Origin of the sequence: Streptomyces sp. ATCC 21386 (assembly GCF_018728545.1) — a bacterium.
Taxonomy (GTDB): domain Bacteria; phylum Actinomycetota; class Actinomycetes; order Streptomycetales; family Streptomycetaceae; genus Streptomyces.
The window spans coordinates 8,775,920-8,798,956 of record NZ_JAAVVL010000001.1 but is presented as its reverse complement, the minus strand read 5'-3'; the positions used below and the strand labels follow the sequence as shown (position 1 = coordinate 8,798,956).

At 70.8% G+C, this 23,037-nt stretch carries 10 protein-coding genes; 7 read left to right on the top strand and 3 right to left on the bottom strand.

Going from position 1 to position 23,037, the window contains the following annotated elements:
• The first annotated feature begins 1 nt into the window (after position 1).
• Positions 2-2,869 carry an SUKH-4 family immunity protein gene (locus GWK25_RS37605; RefSeq protein WP_215455933.1) on the top strand — a complete coding sequence of 956 codons (2,868 nt, stop codon included), beginning with the start codon at positions 2-4 and terminating at the stop codon, positions 2,867-2,869.
• Positions 2,870-3,132: 263 nt separating this feature from the next.
• Positions 3,133-4,008 (top strand): cellulose-binding protein, encoded by an 876-nt coding sequence (locus GWK25_RS37600; RefSeq protein WP_215455932.1) that lies wholly within the window; start codon positions 3,133-3,135, stop codon positions 4,006-4,008.
• Positions 4,009-4,196: 188 nt separating this feature from the next.
• On the opposite strand, the gene GWK25_RS37595 is transcribed toward GWK25_RS37600, so the two are convergent.
• Both GWK25_RS37595 and GWK25_RS37590 read right to left on the bottom strand, forming a co-directional pair.
• Positions 4,197-5,780, bottom strand: a complete 1,584-nt coding sequence (locus tag GWK25_RS37595; protein ID WP_215457870.1) for a cation acetate symporter — start codon at positions 5,778-5,780, stop codon at positions 4,197-4,199.
• A gap of 107 nt (positions 5,781-5,887) precedes the next feature.
• Entirely contained in the window at positions 5,888-6,358 is a 471-nt protein-coding gene (locus tag GWK25_RS37590; RefSeq protein ID WP_215455931.1) for a DUF485 domain-containing protein, read from the bottom strand.
• 364 nt (positions 6,359-6,722) lie between these two features.
• Here GWK25_RS37590 and GWK25_RS37585 point away from each other — a divergent pair, with 364 nt between their 5' ends.
• The 3 genes from GWK25_RS37585 to GWK25_RS37575 all read left to right on the top strand — a co-directional run bounded on the left by GWK25_RS37585 (position 6,723) and on the right by GWK25_RS37575 (position 17,438).
• Positions 6,723-10,436 carry a LamG-like jellyroll fold domain-containing protein gene (locus GWK25_RS37585; RefSeq protein ID WP_251829216.1) on the top strand — a complete coding sequence of 1,238 codons (3,714 nt, stop codon included), beginning with the start codon at positions 6,723-6,725 and terminating at the stop codon, positions 10,434-10,436.
• Positions 10,437-10,586: 150 nt separating this feature from the next.
• The gene (locus tag GWK25_RS37580) at positions 10,587-17,081 is read left to right on the top strand and encodes a polymorphic toxin type 30 domain-containing protein (RefSeq protein WP_215455929.1); all 6,495 of its coding nucleotides are present in this window, start codon (positions 10,587-10,589) and stop codon (positions 17,079-17,081) included.
• Between the two features lie 12 nt (positions 17,082-17,093).
• Positions 17,094-17,438: a hypothetical protein gene (locus GWK25_RS37575; RefSeq protein ID WP_215455928.1), complete on the top strand. Its 345-nt coding sequence runs from the start codon at positions 17,094-17,096 to the stop codon at positions 17,436-17,438.
• Between the two features lie 80 nt (positions 17,439-17,518).
• Here GWK25_RS37575 and GWK25_RS37570 read toward each other — a convergent pair whose 3' ends face one another.
• Positions 17,519-18,934, bottom strand: a complete 1,416-nt coding sequence (locus GWK25_RS37570; RefSeq protein WP_215455927.1) for an MFS transporter — start codon at positions 18,932-18,934, stop codon at positions 17,519-17,521.
• A gap of 649 nt (positions 18,935-19,583) precedes the next feature.
• Here GWK25_RS37570 and GWK25_RS37565 point away from each other — a divergent pair.
• Both GWK25_RS37565 and GWK25_RS37560 read left to right on the top strand, forming a co-directional pair.
• Positions 19,584-20,372, top strand: coding sequence for an ABC transporter ATP-binding protein (locus GWK25_RS37565; protein ID WP_215455926.1), 789 nt, complete (start codon positions 19,584-19,586; stop codon positions 20,370-20,372).
• Positions 20,369-22,948 (top strand): ABC transporter permease, encoded by a 2,580-nt coding sequence (locus GWK25_RS37560; protein ID WP_215455925.1) that lies wholly within the window; start codon positions 20,369-20,371, stop codon positions 22,946-22,948. The genes GWK25_RS37565 and GWK25_RS37560 overlap by 4 nt, the downstream gene beginning before the upstream one ends.
• Positions 22,949-23,037: the final 89 nt, after the last annotated feature.

Sequence of the window (23,037 nt, the reverse complement as noted above, 5' to 3'; positions counted from 1 at the left end):
GATGGTGACGTTCGCTCAGGCGCAGGAGCGCGCCGAGGAGTGGATCAACGGTGATCTGCCGGGCTATCAGCACCGTGAGGTGCGGGTGCGGGAGTTCGAGCTCGGGTTCGTGGTGTGGGCGGAGGACCGGGCGGACGGCCCGCGTTCCGACGGTGGCGCGCAGCGGCTGGTGATCGCCCGGGACAGTGGGGAGGCCACGCTGTGGCCCTCGCTGCCGGTGGGTGAGGTGATCCGCCGGTTCGAGGAGGAGTACGGCCGTACGGAGGCCGCTCCGGCCGCCGCGCCGGCGCCTGCGGCCCGGGTGGACCTGAACCAGACGTCGTTCCTGCTGACTCCGCCGGAGTGGTTGCAGGACGCGGCGGACCGGATGGGGATTCCGGACCACCGCCCCGGTGCGGGTGCGGGTTCGGGGGGCGGCTCCACGGCCGGTTCCGGTGCGGGTGCGGGTGCGTCCGATGGTGGCGGGTCGCGTCCTGCGGCCGCCGCCGCGGGTGCCGTCGATTCCGGTTCGGGTACGGGTGGTTCTTCCGGTGCCCCGGGTGCCAACGGGGTGTCCGGGAGCGGTGGTTCGCTGCCCGAGACGATGGCGGGGCCGGTCGGCCGGTCGCCCTCGGCCGGCCGTGGGGCGCCCGACGCGCCCGCCGACGCGACGCCGTGGCCGGCCGCGGCGTCGGCGGACGACGAGGTGCGGGACGCGGTGCCGCCGAGGGACGCCGATCCGCACGACGCGGTGCCCGCCGGGGCGACCCCGTGGGCCGGTACGGACACCAACGCCGAGGCCGAGGACGACCGTTCGGTGCCGCTGCCGGACACCGTGTTCGCGGCCCAGCTGTCCGAGGTCGGTGACACGGACGACGCCCCGCCGCCCAGCGCGCTGCCGGAGGCCAGGACGGCGCTGATCTCCGGCGGCAGCCAGCTCCCGCGTACGACGGTGGCGCCGGCCCTCGGTGGCCCCGGTGCCGACCAGGGTGCACCGGGCGGCCCCGCGCAGCCGTCGCAGCAGCCTCCGTCCGGCCCGGGGACCCCGCCGCCGGGCGCGCCGCAGTCGTACGGCTATCCGCAGGGGCCCGGCGCCCCCCAGGGACCCGGTCCGCAGGGTCCGGGTGGGCCGCAGGGGCCAGGTACGCCGCCTCCGGGGCCCTCGCTCGCGCCCCACGCCGGTGACATCGCCGACGCCGCCACCAGCAAGGCCGCGCCGCCGCCGCGCCGGGGCGGTGCGGCCGGTGCGCCGCCGCCTCCGGCCCCGCCCGGGACCCCGGGGACGCCGGGTGCGCGTCCGGGCGCCACGCCTGCGCCGCAGTCCGGTCCCGGTGTTCCGGGCACCCCGGCGGGCGGGTACGTGCCGACCCAACTGGTCTCCTCCCTCGGGCCGGACGGTCCGGGGGGCCCGGGGGCTCCCGGTGCTCCGGGTGCGCCGAATCCGCCCGGTGGTACGCCCGCCGGTGGTGTGCACCATGCGGCGACGATGCTGGCCGGGCCCGCCGTGGGCGGTCCGGGTGCGCCGCTGCCGCCGGGGCCCCCTGGGGCTCCGGGCCAGCCGGGCGCTCCGCACGCTCCGGGTGCGCCTGGTGCTCCTGGTGCGCCGAATCCGCCCGGTGGTACGCCCGCCGGTGGTGTGCACCATGCGGCGACGATGCTGGCCGGGCCCGCCGTGGGCGGTCCGGGTGCCCCCGGGGCTCCGGGGATGCCGCCGGGTGCCCCCGGTCCCGTGCACCACGCCGAGACGATGCTGGCCGGGCCGGCGCCCGGTGCGCCCGGGGCCCCGCAGCCGCCCGGTCCGCCCGGGATGCCGCCGGGTGCTCCCCACGGGATGCCCGGACAGCCGGTTCCCGGTCAGCCGGGGCCGCCGATGGGCGCCCCGCCCGCGTATGGCTATCCGCAGCCGCCCGCCGGGCAGCCGACCGTGGGCCCCGGCTATCAGGCCGTCCTGCGCTTCCGGGCGCCGGACGGGTCCGAGCAGCAGGTGATCCGGCGTTCGGCGCCGGGCACGCCGCACCCGGAGTGGCAGATCTTCCACGAGCTGCGCGGGATGAACATCCCGCCGGAGGCCGTGCTGGAGCTGCACACCGAGCTGGAGTCGTGCGAGCTGCCCGGGGCGTACTGCGCGCGGATGATCCGTGAGCAGTGGCCGAACGCGCGCATCACCTCCATCGCCCCGTACGGCAAGGACCATGCGAGCCGGCAGCAGGGTATGGCCCAACTCCTCGCTCACCAGGGCGAGTTGCACCAGGTCGCGGACGGTCCCGCGCGGCCCGCGCCGGTGCGGGCGCCGTTGCCGCCGGTGCAGCCGGCGCCGCCGGTCCCGCCGGAGGTGATCGGGCAGGAGCTGGCGGCGGCGTTCGGGCCGGGGGTGTTCCGGTTCGACCAGCAGGCGGTCTCGCGGCAGGGCGTTCCGCCGATCGTGGCGCACACCCTGGTCGTCGCCGGTCTGCCGGTGGACATGGGGCCCTTCTTCTGGGCGCAGGCCCAGCCGGGGCGTCCGGTGCCGACGCTGGCGGAGCTGGCGCAGGAGCGGGGGGTGCAGCCGGCGGCCGACGCGGGCTCGTACCTCGTCATGGGCAGCGACTTCGGCAAGGCGCTCTGTGTGCAGTACGGCACGGCGAACATCGTGGCCGTACCGGTGGAGGCGGGGCCGGGTGGTGCGCCCGTACCGCCGCAGTTCGTGAACACGGGTCTGCCCGAGTTCGCGCGCTGTCTGGCCCTGCTCGGGCGGATGTGGCGGCTGCGGTTCGGTCTCAATCAGGAGCAGGCGGGCCGGTGGACCGTCGACTTCCAGGCGCAGCTCGTGGCCCTCGACCCGGCGGCGCTCGCGTCGCCGGAGAGCTGGTGGTCGGTGCTGCTGGAGGAGATGTGGGACGGGTTGCTGTGACCCGTCGCGGCTGAGTTCCGCGTCGGCCGCCCGCCATCCGAAGGACACGAGGGCCCGGCCCGGACACGTAGGTGATCCGGGCCGGGCCCTCGCGCGTGTCGGGGGCGGGGCCCTGGGGGTGTCGGGGGCGGGGCCCTGGGGGTGTCTGGCCGTCCGCTCCCGTGACCTCGCACGGAGTGTCGCGTTATGAACCCTTTGGTCCGATCCATCAAGATGTGGCGCGAAATCATCATTTCGTGTGCGTCCGGCGGAGAGGGCCCAGCATGAGCAGCGCACCGACGGCACCCCATGACTTCGAGTTCGACGTCGTACGGCGTGGCTACCGTCCCGAGGAGGTCGACGCCCACGCGGCGGCCCTCTCCCGGGACCGTGACGCCGCCTGGGAGCGGGCCGCCCGGCTGACCGTGCTGGCCCGGGAGATGGGCGCGGACCTCGACGAGCTGCGCGAGACGGTCGCCGGGCTCGCCCCGCAGACGTACGAGGCGCTCGGCGGGCGGGCGCGGGAACTCTTCGAGCTCGGTGTCGCGGAGGCCGAGGCCGTCCGTGAGGGCGGGCGCGAGGACGCCCGGCGGATCGTCGCGGACGCGGAGGAGGCGGGGCAGCGGCTGCGGGGGGCCGCGCAGGCGTACGCCGACAAGGTGCGGGACGAGGCCGAGGAGCGGGCCCGGCAGGTGCTGCTGGCGGCTCAGGCCGAGGCGGACGAGCTGCGGATCGAGGCCCGGCGTGGGGTGAAGGAGGGGCGGGGCGAGGCGTTGGCCGCGCTGCGGGAGACGCGGGAGCGGGCGGAGGGGATGCTCGCGGAGCTCCAGAAGGAGTACGACGAGCGGGTGGCCGGGATCGAGCGGGAGGTGGCCGAGCGGGAGGCCGCGTTCGACGAAGGGCTGGCCGAACGGGTCGCGCGCGCGGAGGCGGAGCTTGCCGAGGCCGAGCGGGGGTTCGCCGAGGCGGAGGCCGATGTGGCACGGATGGGGGAAGAGGCGGAGGAGCGGGCCGCGGAGGCGTTGGCGGAGGCTCGGCGGCGGGAGGAGTGGGTGGCCCGGGAGACCGAGAGGGTGTTGCGGGAGCACGGGGAGAGGTGGGACGACGTTCGGGCGCACATGGATTGCATCCGGGAGAGTCTGTCGGCGCTGACGGAGTAGGGCGGGGAGGGCGGGGAGGGCGGCTTTGGTGGGTGCGTTGTCGGGCGCGGGTGGGTGGGGGTTCTCGCGCCCACGCGGCGGAGCCGCACATCGACACAGCCCCGCGCCCCTGAAGGGGCGCTCGGCACCCGGGGGTTTCAGGGCCGGCCGGGGTTCCGGCCGACCCTGACAAGAGCCCTGCCCTCGTGTCAGTCGCCCCTTCGTGTCGCGCCTGCCAGGATCCAGCCCTCCACCGCCTCGTACTGGCGGCGTTGTTCCTCCGCCTTGGGGCGGCCCGAGAGGGTGGTGCCCAGCCAGCCGAAGGCGAAGCCCAGGGGGATGGAGGCGAGGCCCGTGGTGGTGAAGGGGAACCAGTTGAAGTCGGCTCCGGGGAAGGCCGCGTGGGGGGAGCCGGAGACCAGGTTGGTGCCGGTCATGAGGACCAGGACCGAGAGGGAGCCGCCGATGAGGGTGTACATCAGCCCCGTACGGGTGTAGCGGCGCCAGAAGAGTCCGTAGACGAGGGCGGGCGCGATGGCGGAGGCACCCAGGCAGAACGAGAGGGTGACCAGCGGCTGGAGGTTGCGGTGCTGGACCATCGTGGCCAGGACGATCGCCGTGACGCCGACCGCGCACGCCGAGAGCCGGGCGACGGTCATCTCGCGGCGGGGCGTGAGCGGTCGGCCGGCGCGGGCCGCGAAGACGTCGTGGGCGAGGGAGTTGGCGCAGGCGAGGATCATGCCGGCCACGGAGGCGAGCAGTGTCAGGAAGACCGCTGTCGTGACCGTGGTGAAGAGCAGTGTCTCCGCCGTGGACACCTCCGCGCCGAACGCCGCCATCGACCCCAGTAGGTAGGCCGTGTTGCCCTGGGGGTCGGCCGCCGCGATCACCTCGCGGCCGATCAGCGCCGTCGCGCCGAATCCGATCACCGAGATGATCAGGACGAAGAAGGCCACGGAGGGCACCGCCCAGGACAGTGAGCGGCGGACCTGGCGGGTGCTGTTCGCGGTGTACATGCGCATGGTGACGTGCGGGAGGCAGGCTCCGCCGAGGACGACCGTCAACTGGGCGCTGATCATGTCGAGTTCGGGGTGCGGGCCGCTGGAGAACTGCAGGCCGGAGTGGAGGTAGCCGGTGCCGATACCGCTCTTCTCGGCCGCCGCGTCGAGCAACAGGCCGGGGTTCCAGTCGAACTTGTGCAGGATCAGGACGGCGATCAGCGCGCCCGAGCCGAGCAGCATCACGATCTTGAGGATCTGGATGAGGGCGGTGCCCTTCATCCCGCCGATCGCCGCGTAGCCGATCATCAGCGCGCCGACCACCACCACGACACCGGTCTTCAGACTGTCGCTGGAGAAGCCGAGGATGAACGCCAGCAGGTCCCCGGTGCCCGCGAGTTGGACCAGCATCATCGGCATCAGCGCGGCGATGGTGACCACGCAGGCGACGACGCGGACGGAGCGGCCGGGCATCCGCCGGGCCAGCGCGTCGCCCATGGTGAACCGGCCCGCGTTGCGCAGGGGTTCGGCCAGCAGGAACATCAGCAGCATCAGGGAGAGCGCCGTGCTCAGGGCGAGGACGACTCCGTCGTAGCCGAAGAGGGCGATCACGCCGCCGGTGCCCAGCACCGTCGCCGCCGAGATGTAGTCGCCGGCGATGGCGAGGCCGTTGCGCATGGGGGAGAGCGAGCCGTAGCCGGTGTAGAACTCGTCGAGGTCGTCCCGGTCGGGGCCGGTCATCACGCACAGGAGGAGCGTGATGGTGGCGATCGCCGTGAAGCCGACGAGCGACATCGCCTGCGCCGACCCGCTGAACTCGGCGAGCCCGCCCGCGGTCGTGGTCGAGGGGAGGGCCGTGGGCGTGGGGACGGTGGGGACGGTGGTGAGAGCGGTGGTGGCGGTCATCGGACGGCCCCCCGCCTCGCGTCGACCGCCGCCAGTTCGCGGATGCGGTCGGCCAGCGGGTCGACGCGCAGGCGTGCGGTGTGCTCGTAGAGCCAGATGGCGAGGCAGGTCACCGGGACCTGGAGGAGGCCGAGCAGCAGGCCCGTGGAGAGTCCGCCGCTGACCTCGCTCGTCATGAACGAGGGGGCGAACGCGGACAGCAGGAGGAACAGCACGAAGTAGCCGAGAGCCGTCAGTGTCGCCACCCGTCGCTGCCAGCGGTAGGCGCCGCGCAGCACCCGCAGGTCGCTGTGGTGGCCGAGGGAGGGGTGGCGCGGGGCGCCCTGGACCGGCTGCTGTTCCGGTTCCTGGGGGGCCCAGGGGTAGGTCTGGTACGAGGGGGACGAGTACGAGGGGGACGAGGTGTGCGGCGGGTACGGGGGCGGGTGTGGGGTTCGGTGCGGGGGTGACGAGAACGGGTCGGTCATCCCTTGGTCTCCTTGCGCGGCTCGGGTCCGGGTGCGGACCGCAGGGAGGGGGGCGGGCGTGAACGCTACTCGTGGGTTCGGTTGAACGCGAGGCTTTCTGCAAACTGATCGGTCGGTATGCGCTTACTTGGAGGATCTGGCCCCTGACCTGGGGTGTTACCCGGATTAACTCAGGTTTTTTGAACGAGGGTCAGGAGTAGGTTTGTGAGGCCGCTGTGCGCACTGTGTGAGAAGTGCCTCACGGATCGCCACTTGGTCAACAAAACGTCACTGGTTAACCTCCCTTCGACCACGCATAACCAAAAAATAAAAAGCAGGGGGAAGAGTGCGACCACACAGTCGCAGTCGAGCCATGCGCGGAGCGATGACCGTCGCGTCCGCGGTGCTCGTGCTGGCCGGCGGGCTACAAGCCGCTCCGGCGCAGGCGACGGGCACGGACCAGGACACGGGGAGGACGGGGAACACCGGCCGCACGGCCGACGACGGGGCACGGGGCAAGGACTTCTGGGAGGACGACGAGCTGCCGGCCGCCACGGCCGAGGCACGCGCCTCCGAGCGGGCCGTCGCCTCCGGAAAGTCCGTCACCGTCGACGAGTTGACGTCGTCGACCAGCAGGGTCGTCGCCCATCCCGACGGCACCTTCACCGCCGAGATGACGACCTCGCCCGAACGCGTCCGCAAGGACGGCGAGTGGACCGCCATCGACACGACGCTCGTCACCCGGGCCGACGGCTCCCTCGCGCCACGCGCCGCCGAGGACATCCGTTTCTCCGGCGGCGGCACCGGCGAACCGCTCGCCCGAATGGTGCTGGCGGGCAAGGAGTACGCGGTCTCCGCCCCGTGGGAGCTGCCGAAGCCGGAGGTCGACGGCTCGTCGGCGGTGTACCGGTCGGTGCTGCCGGACGTGGACCTCGCCGTGCAGGCCCATCCGGACGGTTTCACGTACCACCTGGTGGTCCACAGCCGTGAGGCCGCCGCCGACCCGGCGCTGCGGAAGGTGAGTTTCCCCGTCGAGACCGAGGGGCTGTCCGTGCGCACGGACGCCTCCGGGACCGCCTCGTTCGTGGACGCCTCGGGGCACGCGGTCGTCTCCAGCGGCTCGGCGCTGATGTGGGACGCGGGCAGCGAGGCGAAGCCGTCGGCGGACTCCCCGGCGCGGAAGGCCTCGTCGGCCGGGACGAAGTCCGCGCCCGGCACGGCCTCCTCGGCAGCCGCGGCTCGCACGGTTTCGGCTTCCTCGTCATCGGCATCGGCGTCGGCCTCGGGCTCGGGCTCATCCTCGGTTCCCTCGGCAGCGTCGTCCGGATCCGCCGAGACCGTCGCCGACGTGCTCGGCGCCGACGCCACCTCCCGTACGGCCGTCATGGACACGGCCGTCACCGACGACACCCTGACCGTCGTCCCCGACCAGGACTTCCTGACCGACCGGGACACCACCTACCCGGTGGTCATCGACCCGCCCGCGGTCAAGGCGACCCTGACGGGCTGGACGGCGCTGTGGTCCGACTCGCCGGGCACCAGCTTCTGGAAGACCAAACACGCCCTCGGCGTGGGCTACGACGCGTTCGTGGACAACAAGAAGTCCCGCTCGCTGTTCCAGTTCGACACCCGCAGGGTGGCCGGCAAGAAGATCCTCGACGCCACCTTCACGGCGTACGCGATCTGGTCGGCCAACTGCGACAAGCGCGACGTCCACCTGTACCGCACCAGCCAGATCTCCTCGTCCACCACCTGGAACTCGCAGGAGCGGTCGCTCAAGTGGCACGCGAAGGTCGACACGGTCTCCGCCGCCAAGGGGCACTCCGTGGAATGCAAGGACGGTGACATCGAGTTCGACGCCACCGCGGCCGTCGCGCACACCGCCAAGGCCAAGGACACGCTGACCACGCTGGGGCTGCGGGCCGACGAGGGCGACCCGATCGCCTGGAAGCAGTTCATGTCGCCGCTGGACCCGGAGGCCACCGCCGCGCGCAAGCCCCGGCTGTCCATCACCTACGTCACCCCGCCGGACACCAAGCCGTCGTCGGTGAAGATGTCCGACCCGAAGATCGCCTGCTCGGCCTCCTCGGCACCCGCGCAGATCCGGGACGCCACGCCCCGGCTGACCGCGACGCCCACGTCGAGCGACGCCTCCAACGCATCGCTGCGCCCCCACTTCGAGCTCTACAAGGGCAGTGCGACCACGGCGACCTCGCTGAGGCCGACCACCTGGACGGACAGCGGCACGGCCGGCACCTCCGTCACCGCGACCCTGGACGAGAAGGTCACGTACAAGTTCCGGGCCCGCACCGAGTACAAGTACACCTGGAAGGGCGACACCCACTCCCTCTACGGGCCGTGGTCGGGCTACTGCCACTTCACGGTGGACTCCAAGGGCCCGGTCCTGCCGAAGGTCTCCTCGACCGTCTACAAGGAGTGCGCGGGCACCAGTTGTGACGCCGCCGACCCGGAGCAGGGCAGCGTCGGCATGACCGCCGGCTTCAAGGTCGAGGGCGGCGCGGGCGACGTACGCCGCTACGACTGGTGGCTCAACGGCGTGAAGCTCGGCAGCAAGTCCTTCGCCACCAACACCCCCGCGTACGAGATCGAGGCCGCGCCCGACAAGCGGCTCACCAACACCCTGCGCGTGCAGACGTACGACGGGGCGGGCAACGCCAGCCCGCACGCCGACTACCAGTTCCGGGTGGCCAAGGGCTCCGACCCGGTCGCGAGCTGGAAGTTCGACGACGGCGCCGGGACGACCGCCGCGGACTCCTCCGGCAACAACCGCACGCTCACCCTGACGTCGACGACCTGGACGGACAAGGCACGCCTCGGCGGCGCGCTGCGCACCACGGGCGTCGGCGGACAGGGCGGTGTCACCGCGTCCACCGTGCTCGACACCACCAACAGCTTCGCCGTCGGCGGCTGGGTACGGCTGACCTCCAAGGACCACATCTCCACCGTGGCCACCCAGAGCGGCACCCGCGCGGGCGCCTTCCAGCTGTACTTCTCGCAGTCGCTGGACCGCTGGGTCTTCAACCGCTACGCCACCGACGCCGACGAGCCGACGATCGTGCGCGCCCAGTCCGAGAAGCCGCCGGTGGTGGGCGCGTGGACCCATGTCATGGGCGTCTACGACCACAACAAGAAGCAGATCCGGCTCTACGTCAACGGACAGCTCCAGGCGGCCACCGAGTTCACCACGCCGTGGGCGGCCAAGGGCACCTTCGAGGTCGGCCGGATGAAGGCGGGCGGCCGGTACTCGTCGTGGTTCGAGGGCGACCTCGACCACATCCAGGTCTGGAACCGGGTGGTCTTCGACAACGAGATGGGCGCGATCGCCAACGCCGAGAACCCGGCCACCGGGCAGACCCAGCCGGCGCTGCTCGCCAACTGGGGCTTCGACGAGACCTCCGGCACCGTCGCGGCCGACGCCACCGGCCGGGGCCACGGCCTCACCCTCGAACAGGGCGCGGCCTTCGCCACGACCGACGACCCCGCGCACGGCAGTGTCCTGGAGCTCGACGCCGCCCGGTACTCGCGGGCCACCTCGCCCGTGCCCCTGGACGAGTCCGGCAGCTACACCCTGGCCGGCTGGGTCGACCTGGCCGCCCAGTCGCGGCTGGAGAACCTCACCATCGCCCACTCGCCGACCGTCTTCTCCCACCCGGGCGCCGAACGGAACTCCTTCCGCCTCTGGTACCGGCAGCCGGAGGGCCAGAGCGTCGGCGACTGGAACTTCGGGCGGTACGAGACGGACGTCCTGCTCGGCCCGGCCGCGACGGTCACCTCCGACGAGGTCAACGCGCCCGGCGGCTGGGTGCACGTCGTCGCCGTCTTCGACTCGGTGAACAGCTCCATCAAGCTGTACGTCTCCGGGCAGCGGCAGGGCGACGAGGACGGTGTGCTCAGCGAGGACACCTACCAGCCCGCCGGGCCGCTGATGGTCGGCGGTTCGCGCCGCCACGACAACGGCGAATGGGGCAACCCGCTGCCCGGCCGCCTCGACGACCTGCGCGTCTACGCGGGCGTGCTGTCCGACGCGGAGATCACACAGCTGGCGACGGTGGACGAGCCGCCGGTGCCGATCGAGTAGCGGCGCGCGCACCTCCTGACTCCGCGAGCGTGCGCCACGACTCCCTACGGCGAGCGTGCGCCACGACTCCCTACGGCGTGCCGGGCCCTCGGCCCGGCACGCCCCACCCCCTTCTCTTTCCTCATCCCTTCATCCAGGAGAACCCCTCACGTGTTGTCCAGGAACAGCTCACTGCTGCCCAAGAGCTGGGCATGGAGCAGAGCGGGCCGGCGCCGGCTGGCGTCCGTCGTGCTGCCCGTGTCCACGGCGATCGTCGCCACGCTGCTGAGCGCCGCCCCGGCGCTCGCCGCCGACGACGAGCGCGACCACACCGCTCTGCAGAAGGCCAAGTACGGCAAGGCCCAGCCCTTCGACCCGAAGGTCAGCAAGGTCAAGGACCCGACCGTGGCCGCCGCGCGCGAGACGCTCGCGAAGGCCCGCGCGAAGGTGACGTGGCCGGACGAGTCCGCCGTGACGGTGAAGCCGTCGAAGCCCCCCAAGGCTTCCAAGGCTTCCAAGGCCCCCAAGGCGCTGAAGGCACTCAAGTCGCCCAAGGCGCCCGAGGTGCGGGTCCTCGGCCGCAAGGCCACCGGTCGACTCGGCATCGACGGCCTGGTGTTCACCGTCTCCGGCGGCGACGGCACCAAGGCCGCCACCACCGTCGACTACAGCTCCTTCGCCGACGCCTACAGCGGCAACTGGTCCTCCCGGCTGCGTCTCGTCCAGCTCCCCGCGTGCGCCCTGACCACGCCGGAGAAGGCCGAGTGCCGCAGGACCACACCGGTGGCGTCCGAGAACGACGCCGAGGCGGAGACGGTGACCGCCCAGGTCGCCCCGCCGAAGGCCAAGGTGGGCGGGGCCGCGAAGCCCGCCGCCATGGTGATGGCCCTGTCCGCCGCGGCCGGCTCCGACCAGGGCACCTACGAGGCCACCCCGCTGGCGGCCTCCTCGACCTGGTCGGCCGGCGGTTCCAACGGCGACTTCACCTGGAACTACCCCCTGGAGACCCCGCCGGCCCCGGCCGGTCCGGCACCCAACCTGTCCATCGGCTACTCCGCGCAGAGCGTGGACGGGCGTACCTCCTCCACCAGCGCGCAGTCGTCCTGGATCGGTGAGGGTTTCGATCTGTCGACGTCGTACGTCGAGCGGGCGTACGGCAGTTGTGAGGACGACGGCCAGGACAAGAAGTACGACCAGTGCTGGAAGGAGGACAACGCCTCCCTCGTCCTCAACGGCAAGTCGACACCACTGGTCAAGGGCTCCGACGGCAAGTGGCGGCCCAAGAGCGACGACGGCGAGCGGATCGTCCACGACACCGGAGCCACCAACGGTGACGACGGTGACACCGGGGAGAATGGCGACAAGGGCGAGTTCTGGACGGTCACCTCGACCGACGGCACCCAGTACGTCTTCGGCAAGAACCGCCTGCCCGGCTGGAGTTCGGGCAAGCCGGAGACCAACTCGGTCTGGACGCTGCCGGTCTTCGGCGACGACTCCGGCGAGCCCGGGTACTCCTCCGGTGACTCCTTCTCCGGCCGCGCCAAGACGCAGGCCTGGCGGTGGAACCTCGACTACGTCGTGGACCCGCACGGCAACGTCATGACGTACTGGTACGACAAGGAACTCAACCACTACGCCAAGAACGGCACCACCGGCAACGGCACCGCCTACGTCCGCGGCGGCTGGCTCAAGCGCATCGACTACGGCCAGCGCACCGACACCATCTTCTCCACCACCCAGCCGGCCGCGGCCCGGGTGAAGTTCACCGTCGCCGAGCGCTGTCTGCCCGTCTCCGGCGGCGAGAGCTGCGGCTCGCTCACCTCGTCCAACCGCAACGCCTGGCCGGACGTCCCGTTCGACCAGATCTGCGCCGCCGACAAGCCCTGCACCGACCAGCCCAGCCCGTCGTTCTTCACCCGCAAGCGGCTGACCGACGTCACCACCCAGGTGTACGACGGTGCCGGCACGGGTGCCGAGAGCGACTACCGCGCGGTCAACGCCTGGCACCTGGGCCAGACCTTCCCCGACCCGGGCGACGGCTCCGACGCCGGCCTGTGGCTGGACTCCATCAAGCGCACCGGCAAGGTGGGTGGCGACGCCTCCCTGCCCTCGGTCACCTTCAGCGGCATCCAGCTGCACAACCGCGTCGACCGCACCGGCGACGACGTCGCCCCGTTCATCAAGTGGCGCGTCCGTTCGGTCCTGTCGGAGACCGGCTCCAAGCTGACGGTGAACTACTCCAAGGAGGACTGCGTCGCCGGCAGCGACGTCCCCTCCGACCTGGACTCCAACACCCGCCGCTGCTACCCGGTCAAGTGGATCCCGCCGTCCAACCCGACGCCGGGCACCGACCCCAAGCCGCGCACGGACTTCTTCCACAAGTACGTCGTCACCCAGGTCACCGAGTCCGACCCGTACGGCGGCGCGCCGCTGAAGCAGACGGACTACACCTACAGCGGCGGCGGCGCGTGGGCGTACGACGACGAGTCGCCCATCACCCAGGCCAAGTACCGCACCTGGAACATCTGGCGCGGCTACCAGAAGGTCACCACGACCACCGGCGAGCCCTCCGGCACCCGCTCGAAGTCGACGACCCTCTACTACCGGGGCATGGACGGCGACAAGCAGTCCGGGGACACCACCCGCAAGGAGACCGTCACCGACTCCACGGGCAAGGCGGTGACGGACTCCGAGCAGTTCGCCGGCCAGGCCCGTGAGCAGATCACGTACAACGGCGTCGACGGCCCCGAGACCAGCGGCACCGTCAACACCCCTTGGTCCCGCACGACCGCCACGGACAAGCACTCCTACGGCACGGTCAACGCGTACATGGTCCGCACCGCCTCCACCGTCACCCGCACCCCGGTGACCGGCGGCACCACGCTGACCTCCACCAAGTCGACGACGTACGACCCGACGAGCGGTCTCGCCCTGAAGGAGGAGACCGACGCGGCGGGCGAGAAGGACTGCGTCGTCACGGAGTACGCCACCAACGAGACGGCGTGGATCCTGTCCCTGCCGAAGCGGGTGGAGAAGCTCTCCACGGCCTGCGACGCCACACCGAAGCGGACGAACGACCCGAAGACGACCGATGTGATCTCGGACGTCCGCACCTCGTACGACGACCAGGCCTACGGCAAGGCCCCGACGAAGGGTCTCGCGACGCGCGAGGAACGTGTCACGGGATACAAGGCCGACGGCTCCGCGGTGCTGCAGACGGTCACGACCAGCAAGCACGACGCCCTGGGGCGGGTGACCGACAGCTGGGACACCCACGGCACCAGGATGAAGCACACCGAGTACACCCCGGCGACCGGCGGACCGCTGACCAGGACGGTCGAGACCAACGCGCTGGACCACACGGTCACCACGGACCTCGCGCCGGAGTGGGGAGTGAACCTCTCCACCACCGACCCGAACGGCAATCGGACCGAGATGGCCTACGACGCCCTCGGCCGCCTCACCGACGTCTGGCTCGCCGACCGGAACCGGTCCGCCGACCAGGCCCCCAACCAGAAGTTCGAGTACAAGGTCCAGAACACCGCCGCGTCCTGGGTCGCCACCAAGGCGATCCGCAACGACGGCAGGACGTACGACACCCGTTACGCCATCTACGACTCGCTGCTGCGTCTGCGTCAGACCCAGACACCCGCCGCGACGGGGACAGGCCGGGTGATCACCGAGACGAAGTACGACACCCGCGGGCTGGAGGTCGCCGCCGTCTCCGACTACGTGGACACCAAGGCGCCCTCCGGAGAGCTGGCCGATCTGCTGACCGCCGCACCGGCCGGAACCGCGGTCGAGTACGACGGAGCGGGCCGGCCCGTGGTGGAGAAGATCCTCGTCAACGACAAGGAGTTCTCCCGTACCAAGCACACCTACCTGGGTGACACCACCGTCGTGGAGCCGCCCGTCGGCGCGTCAGCCGTACGGCAGAAGGTGGACGCACGCGGCCGGCTGGTCGAGAAACTGGAGTACGACGGCAACACGGCCGGGGGCGGCTTCACGCGGCTCACCTACGGCTACGACCACGCCGACCGGCTCACCAGCGTCAAGGACGACGACGGCAACACCTGGACGTACGGCTTCGACTTCCTGGGCCGTGAGACCAGCGCGAGCGACCCCGACGCGGGAGCGACCTCCTCCGAGTACAACGACCTCGACCAGGTCGTCGCGACCACGGACGCGCGGAAGAAGACCATCGGCTACACCTACGACCTGCTGGGCCGCTCGACGGGCAAGCTCGACGGCAAGGTCGCCGTGGTCGACGGCAAGCCCGCTCCCGACGACACCAAGTACCTGGCGCGCTGGACGTACGACTCCATCGCCAAGGGACAGCTCACGTCGTCGATCCGGTACGTCGGCGGCAAGTCCGGCAATGTCTACGCGTCCACCAACGCCAAGTACGACAAGGTCTACCGGGTCCTGAGCGAGCAGTACACCGTCAGCAAGGCCGAGGGCGACCTGGCCGGCACCAGTGGCGTGTACACGATCACCAACGAGTTCAACCTCGACGGTACACAGAAGAAGCGCACCATTCCCGCCATGGGCGGTCTGGCCCAGGAGATCCTGGAGTACGGCTACACGGAGAAGGGATCACCCGACACGCTCCAGGGCCTCACCGGCATCGTCCAGAACACGGACTACCTGCCGGCCGGCGAACAGATCCGCGTGACGCTCGGTGTGTCGTCCACGGCGAAGTGGACGGAGATCAACCGGAGTTACGAGACCGGCACCAAGCGGCTGGCCCGCCAGAACGTCGTCTCCGAGACCAACTCCGGCACCGACTCGGACGTGTACTACCGCTACGACCTCTCCGGCAACCCCGTCGAGGTCGAGGACAGGGCCACCAGCCCCAGTGACCGGCAGTGCTTCACCTTCGACGGCCACCGTCGGCTGAAGGCCGCCTGGACCACGACCGCCGACTGCGCCACGACTCCCACCAGGACCAACGTCGGTGGGCCGGCGCCGTACTGGCAGTCGTTCTCCTTCGACGCGGCCGGCAACCGCAAGTCGGTCACCAACCATCTGACGTCGCAGTCGACGTCGTACCAGTACAAGACCGCCGACCAGCCGCGTCCGCACGCCCTGGCCTCGACCGAGACCAAGAACGCGGCCGGGACCGTCACCGCCGAGTCCGGGTACACCTATGACCCGTCGGGCAACGCCATCACCCGTACGACGAGCGGCAAGACGCAGAGACTCGACTGGAACACGGAGGGCAAGCTCGACAAGGTCACCGAGGCCGACGGCACCACCACCGAATACCTGAACGACGCCGGCGGCAACCGACTGATCCGCCGGGACAAGACCGGTACCACGCTGTACCTGGGCGAGACCGAACTGCGCCTCGACAAGGCGAGCGGCAAGGTTGAGGCCACCCGCTACTACAGTCATGCCGGGCAGACGGTGGCGGTCCGCACGACGGCTGGGCTCACCTGGATCGCTAGTGACCACAACGGCACGGCGAGTGTGCAGGTCGACGCAGCGACCCAGGCTGTCACACGCAGACACATGACCCCCTTCGGCGAGGCCCGGGGAACGGCGGCGAAGTCCTGGGTGGGCGATCGGGGATTCGTGGGAGGCACCCAGGACCCCACGGGCCTCACCCATCTGGGGGCACGCGAGTACGACCCGGCCACAGGGCGGTTCATCAGCGTCGACCCCGTGGCCGACGTCACCGATCCGCAGCAGATCAACGGCTACGCGTACAGCAACAACAACCCCGTCACCTTCGCCGACCCCGACGGGAAGTTCTTCGGCGCGATCTTCGCCTTGATCCGGGCCATCGTCCGCATCATCGTCGCCGTGATCAACTACCTGCGCTGGCGGGCCGCCTCCTCCTCGCAGTCCGGCGGGATGTCCACCATGGGCAGCGCCAACTACGCGAGCAGCGGTGGAACCGGCACGGACTGTTCCGCCACGTACCCGGCGTACAAGCCCGGCTGCAACACCAATGTGGAACCGGAGGACCCGCGCGCGGAGGGCTCGTTCAAGGACAGCCTGGGAGGCATCGGCCACAACCTTGTGTCGGGCTTCGAGGCCATGTCCAACTTCAGCCCCGTGTGCTGGTTCGAGGACTGCAGCGGTGGCACCGACATGTACGACGACTTCGTCGAGAAGCACGGCGTCGACACCGACTCGCAGGCCTACGACTCCGGGGACAAGGCGGCCGAGGCGGCGAGCTTCGCCACGGGTGGCATCGGGTTCCTGAGGGCGCTCGCGAAGAAGCTGTTCAAGAACACGAGCAAGAAGACGCCCAAGGGCGACGTGCCCCAGGCGAAGGCCGCGACCAGGATCAAGGACGGGGGCTGGGACCTCCAGGGCGGCGCCGACCCGCTCAGCATCGTCCCCAAGAACGCCACTCCGGAGCCGTGGACGCAGATTCCGGGCGGTGCGGCGAAGGGCGCCAAGTGGAAGTGGACGGATCCGGTGACCGGCAAGACGGTACGTCTCCGCGTGCACAGCGCGGACCCCAGCGCGCCGGCCGGCAGCAACGCGGCCAAGGGCGACATCGTCCGTATCCAGATCGGAAATCAGTTCCAGGACGTCACCGGTAAGCTCTACCACAAGAACATCCACAAACCGGCCAGCCCGAATTACAATGCCGCCGCCGCGAACGCGACACATATTCCCTGGCCCAGTCAGCACAAGCTGCCGTACTGATCGGAGACCGCGATGGGTATCGGCAACAGAAGACTGGCCGAGTTGATCAGGGAGTTGGTCAGCGACGACGGTCGGCTGCGCGAGACCGGCAGTGACCGTGTCGAGGACTGGATGAATTCCTACTCCCCGAAAGAGGCGAGGTTCATCGCCGAGACACTGGCACTCATGGCCTCCTTCGAGGAGTCACGGGAGTGCCTGGAAGCTCAGCTCCATGCCCTGTCCGAGTTGGACACCGCCGACCGGATCGGCGTCGCGGACCTGACCCCGCTCCGGGACATTCCCGATGCTCGCGTTCACGTCGAGCACCGGGAGTATCTGGAGGATCTCGCCCCCTACCTCGAAAAGGGAGCGGAATAACCGGGAGGTTCGGGACGACGGAGCGTAAGTGAGAAGTGCGGGGCGGGTACGCGTCATGGCGTGCCCGCCCCGCGTCGTGCTCAGTCCTTCAGCACCGGAAATCTCCGAGGCGCCAACGCCAGCAGCGCCAGCAGGGCCGCCACCGCCGCGCAGCCCGCTCCCAGGTAGACCGCGTGGACCGCGTCCGCGATCGCGTGGCGGTACGGCTCGGCCGCCGCTCCGGTGCCGAGGCCGTGGGTGACGGCGTCGAGGTTGCCCGAGCCGCCCAGCCGGGACGCCAGCACCCCGTTCGCGACCGCCCCGAACACCGCCGCGCCCAGGGTCTGCCCGGTCTGGCGGCAGAACAGGATCGAGGCGGTGGCCGTGCCCCGCTCCTCCCACTCCACCGACGACTGCACGCCGATGATCAGCGGCAGTTGGAAGAGCCCCAGCGCGGCGCCCAGCAGGAGCATCAGCAGCGTCGGTTGCCAGGGTTCGCCGGGGTAGGGGAGGAAGGCGAACGAGAAGAGGGCGAGCGCGGCGACCGTGATCCCGAGCACCGACGTGTTCCGAAAGCCGATACGCCGGTAGACGTGCTGGCTCAGGGCCGCCGACAACGGCCAGGTCAGCGTCCAGACGGACACGAGGAAACCGGCGGCCACCGGCGCCAGGCCCAGTACGGACTGGGCGTAGGTCGCGAGGAACACCGTGGGCGCGACCATCAACAGGCCGAGCGCCCCCAGCGCCAGGTTCACCGCCGCGATCGTGCGCCGGCGCCACACCCAGCCCGGGATGATCGGCTCGGCGGCCCGGCGTTCGACCAGCACCAGCGCGCCGATCAGGGCGACTCCCGTGCCCAGCAGCGTGATCGAGGGCCAGGAGAGCCAGGGCCAGGCCACCCCGCCCTGCACCAGCGCCGTCAGCAGGGCCCCTCCGCAGGCGAGGATCGTCAGGGCTCCCGCCCAGTCGGTCCGGGGCCGGCCGCCCGTCGACTCCCTGGGCGGCTCGTGCAGATGACGGACCAGCAGCCACAACGCCACCGCGCCGAGCGGCAGGTTGATGAGGAAGATCCAGCGCCAGTCCGCGTACGCGGCCAGGACACCGCCCACTCCGGGGCCCGCCACCGCCGACACCGCCCACACCGTGGACAGTTTCGCCTGGATCTTCGGTCGTTCCTCCAGCGGGTACAGATCCGCCGCCAGCGTCTGCACCGTGCCCGCGAGGGCGCCACCGCCGAGGCCCTGGACGATGCGGAAGGCGATCAGGGCAGCCATGTTCCAGGCCAGCGCGCACAGCAGCGAGCCCAGCAGGAACACGGCGGCGCCGACGACGAGGACCGGTTTGCGGCCGAAGGTGTCGGAGAGCCTGCCGTAGACCGGGAGGGTGACGGTGGCGGCGAGCAGATAGCCGGAGAAGAGCCACGAGAAGACGGAGAACCCGCCGAGGTCGGCGACGATCTGCGGGACGGCGATCGAGACGATCGTGGCGTCCAGCGCGGCCAGTCCCATGGCCAGCATCAGCGCGACGGTGACGGCCCTTCGACGCCCGGCCCCGGCGAGTGGTCCGGCTTCGGCGGGTTGTGCTGCCCTGCCGGTGGGCTGAGCTGCCCCTCCGGCGGGCTGTCCGGTCCCCCCGGTGGGCTGTGTCGGGTCGTGTGTCGCGGGTCGCACCCCGCCCGCCTGACCGTCGCCCGCCTGATCGCCGTCCGTCTGGTCGCCGCCCGTCCGATCGCCGTCCACAGGATGCCTTCCCCTTGCACCTATCTGCCGCCGACCACCCTGCCATTGACCCTCACGCCACGGCAGGGTGCAGCCTGGTCGTGCCGGTGGGGGACGGAGGGAGGAGGCGTACCCCGAGACGGTCTCCTCCCAGGGGGCGAGATCCCTTAGGGGTACCTCCGTACTACTGCTGGGGGCCGGTTCGTACCGCCGGAGGACGAGACGGGACGCCGTCCGTCCTTAATCTGGCTTTACGCCGCTGGGGGGCGGCGTACCGGACCCGCGGGGGTGGGGTTTACCCCCGCAGAAGACTGCGCTGGGCACCAGCGCGCCGGACCCCGTCCGGGGGCCAGACTCACCGGCATACGAAGTCGAGCCGCTCCTACGGCTCACCTGGATCGTCCACTGAGCGGCGTAACCATCCGCTGCCCGACTTAGGAGACATACCGTGACATCGGCTGTGACCATCACCAGGCACGGGGGTACTGGAGGGACTACGGCCGTTGCCGCGCGGGCGCGGCAGGTCGTGAAGGCGTACGGGTCCGGTGAGACCCGCGTCGTCGCCCTCGACCACGTGGACGTGGACATCGCGCGGGGACAGTTCACCGCGATCATGGGCCCTTCGGGGTCCGGCAAGTCCACCCTCATGCACTGCCTCGCCGGGCTCGACACCGTGACCTCGGGGCAGATCCACCTCGACGACACCGAGATCACCGGGCTCAAGGACAAGAAGCTCACTCAACTGCGCCGGGACCGGATCGGGTTCATCTTCCAGGCGTTCAACCTGCTGCCCACGCTGAACGCGATAGAGAACATCACGCTCCCCATGGACATCGCGGGCCGCAAGCCGAACAAGGAGTGGCTGGGCCGGGTCGTCGAGACCGTCGGTCTGAGCGACCGGCTGAAGCACCGGCCCACCCAGCTCTCCGGCGGCCAGCAGCAGCGCGTCGCCGTGGCCCGCGCGCTGGCCGCCCGGCCGGAGATCATCTTCGGTGACGAGCCGACGGGCAACCTTGACTCGCGGGCCGGCGCCGAGGTGCTGGGTTTCCTGCGCAGGTCGGTCGACGAGCTGGGCCAGACCATCGTGATGGTCACCCACGACCCGGTGGCCGCCTCGTACGCGGACCGGGTGCTGTACCTGGCCGACGGCCGCATCGTCGACGAGATGTACAAGCCGACCGCCGACGCCGTGCTGGACCGCATGAAGGACTTCGACGCCCGGGGGCGTACGTCATGACTGTCATGAAGACCTCGATGCGCAACTTCTTCGCGCACAAGGGACGCATGGCCCTCTCGGCCATCGCGGTCCTGCTGTCGGTGGCGTTCGTGACGGGGACCCTGGTCTTCACCGACACGATGGGCACCACGTTCGACAAGCTGTTCGCGGCCACCTCCTCCGACGTCACGGTCAGCGCCAAGGGCGCCTCGGACAGCGGTGAGACGCAGTCCGACAACGGCAAGCCGCCGGTCATGCCGGCGTCGGTCGTGGACAAGGTGGGCGGCGCGGACGGAGTGAAGTCGGCCGAGGGCACCGTCTTCTCGACCTCGGTGACGGTCGTCGACGCCGACAAGGACAACCTCTCGCCCACCAGCGGTGCCCCGACCATCGTCGGCAACTGGAACGCCAACGACGCCCGCACCATGAAGATCTCGTCCGGCAACGCGCCGCGCGGCCCCGACCAGATCGTGGTCGACGCGGACACCGCCGACAAGCACGACCTGAAGCTCGGCGACGAGATCGGCGTCATCAGCGCCGTCGGCACGCACGAGGCGAAGGTCTCCGGCATCGCCGAGTTCCAGGTCACCAACCCGGGCGCCGCGATCTTCTACCTCGACACCGAGACCGCGCAGAAGGCCCTCGTCGGCGAGCGGGGCGTCTACACCAACGTCAACATCACCGCCGCGAACGGCTTCACGGACGCGCAGGTCAAGAAGAACGTCTCCGCCGAACTGGGCGGCGCCTACAAGGTGCAGACCGCCAAGGAGATCGCGGACGCCAACGCCAAGGACGTCGGCGAGTTCATGGGCGTGATGAAGTACGCCATGCTCGGCTTCGCCGGGATCGCCTTCCTGGTCGGCATCTTCCTGATCATCAACACCTTCTCGATGCTGGTCGCCCAGCGGACCCGCGAGATCGGCCTGATGCGGGCCATCGGGTCCAGCCGGGGCCAGGTCAACCGGTCGGTCCTCGTCGAGGCCCTGCTCCTCGGCGTGTTCGGCTCGGTCCTCGGTGTGGCCGGGGGTGTCGGCCTCGCCGTCGGCCTGATGAAGCTGATGAGCGCCACCGGCATGAACCTGTCCACGGACGACCTGACCATCGCCTGGACCACCCCGGCGGTCGGTCTGCTCCTGGGCATCGTCGTCACCGTCCTCGCCGCCTATGTGCCGGCGCGGCGGGCCGGCAAGGTCTCCCCGATGGCCGCCCTGCGTGACGCCGGCGCCCCGCTGGACGCCAAGGCGGGCCTCGTCCGGGCCGTGATCGGTCTGCTCCTGACCGGCGCCGGCGGCTACTGCCTCTACCTGGCTTCCGCCGCCGCCAAGGCGAGCGAGGGCTCGATGTGGCTCGGCGGCGGGATCGTCCTGTCCCTCATCGGCTTCGTCGTCATCGGCCCGCTGCTCGCCGGCGCGGTGGTGCGGGTGCTGGGCGCGGCCCTCCTGCGGGCCTTCGGACCCGTCGGCCGCATGGCCGAGCGCAACGCGCTGCGCAACCCCCGCCGGACGGGCGCCACCGGCGCCGCCCTGATGATCGGTCTGGCCCTGGTCGCCTGTCTCTCCGTCGTCGGCTCGTCCATGGTCGCCTCGGCCACGGACCAGCTCGACAAGACGGTCGGCACGGACTTCATCATCCAGTCCGACACCGGCCAGCTGATCACCCCGCAGGCGGTGAAGGCCGCGAAGTCCGCCGAGGGCGTCAAGAACGTCACCGAGTACAAGTGGACCCAGGCCGACTTCACCACCCCCGACGGCAAGACGCTCAAGGAGACGGCGATCACCGCCGCCGACCCGAGTTACGCCACGGACCTCGCCACCGAGGTCGTCGCGGGCAAGCTGGCCGACGCCTACAGGCCCGACTCGATGTCCGTCCACGAGAAGTTCGCCGAGGACCACGGCGTCGAGCTCGGCTCGAAGATCGCCGTCGACTTCAAGGACGGCCGCACCGCCGACCTGACCGTCCGCGCCATCACCAGCAGTGACGTCGTCATCGACGCCGGGGCGATGTACACCTCCATCGACACGATGGCGAAGTACGTCCCCGCCGACCGGATGCCCCTCGACCAGCTGCTCTTCGCCTCGGCGAAGGAGGGCCAGGAGGCGGCCGCGTACAAGTCCCTCAAGGACGCGCTGCACGACTACCCGCAGTACGAGGTCCGCGACCAGACGGACTACAAGGAGGCCCTGAAGGGCCAGATCGACCAGCTCCTCAACATGATCTACGGCCTGCTCGCCCTGGCGATCATCGTCGCGATCCTGGGAGTGGTGAACACGCTGGCCCTGTCGGTCGTCGAACGGACCAGGGAGATCGGCCTGATGCGGGCGATCGGCCTCTCCCGCCGGCAGCTGCGCCGCATGATCCGGCTGGAGTCGGTCGTCATCGCCCTCTTCGGCGCGCTCCTCGGCCTGGGGCTGGGCATGGGCTGGGGCGCCACCGCGCAGCAGCTCCTCGCCCTGGAGGGCCTGAAGGTCCTCGACATCCCGTGGCCGACGATCATCGGGGTCTTCATCGGCTCGGCCTTCGTGGGCCTGTTCGCCGCGCTGGTCCCGGCGTTCCGGGCGGGCCGCATGAACGTCCTGAACGCGATCGCCACCGAGTAACCACCGGCTGCCACCGGACACGGGGGAACGGGGCACGGGGACACGGGGGAGAACGGGGGAAGGGGAGAACGGGGGAACGGGGGAGAGCC

What these genes read in the sequence shown, in the direction of transcription:
- GWK25_RS37575 (WP_215455928.1), top strand. Translation starts at nt 17,094, where the DNA reads ATGGGTATCGGCAACAGAAGACTGGCCGAGTTGATCAGGGAGTTGGTC.
- GWK25_RS37570 (WP_215455927.1), bottom strand. Translation starts at nt 18,934, where the DNA reads ATGCTGGCCATGGGACTGGCCGCGCTGGACGCCACGATCGTCTCGATC.
- GWK25_RS37560 (WP_215455925.1), top strand. Translation starts at nt 20,369, where the DNA reads ATGACTGTCATGAAGACCTCGATGCGCAACTTCTTCGCGCACAAGGGA.
- GWK25_RS37595 (WP_215457870.1), bottom strand. Translation starts at nt 5,780, where the DNA reads ATGTCGCTCGTCGGCTTCACGGCGATCGCCACCATCACGCTCCTCCTG.
- GWK25_RS37590 (WP_215455931.1), bottom strand. Translation starts at nt 6,358, where the DNA reads ATGACCGACCCGTTCTCGTCACCCCCGCACCGAACCCCACACCCGCCC.
- GWK25_RS37605 (WP_215455933.1), top strand. Translation starts at nt 2, where the DNA reads ATGGTGACGTTCGCTCAGGCGCAGGAGCGCGCCGAGGAGTGGATCAAC.
- GWK25_RS37585 (WP_251829216.1), top strand. Translation starts at nt 6,723, where the DNA reads ATGACCGTCGCGTCCGCGGTGCTCGTGCTGGCCGGCGGGCTACAAGCC.
- GWK25_RS37600 (WP_215455932.1), top strand. Translation starts at nt 3,133, where the DNA reads ATGAGCAGCGCACCGACGGCACCCCATGACTTCGAGTTCGACGTCGTA.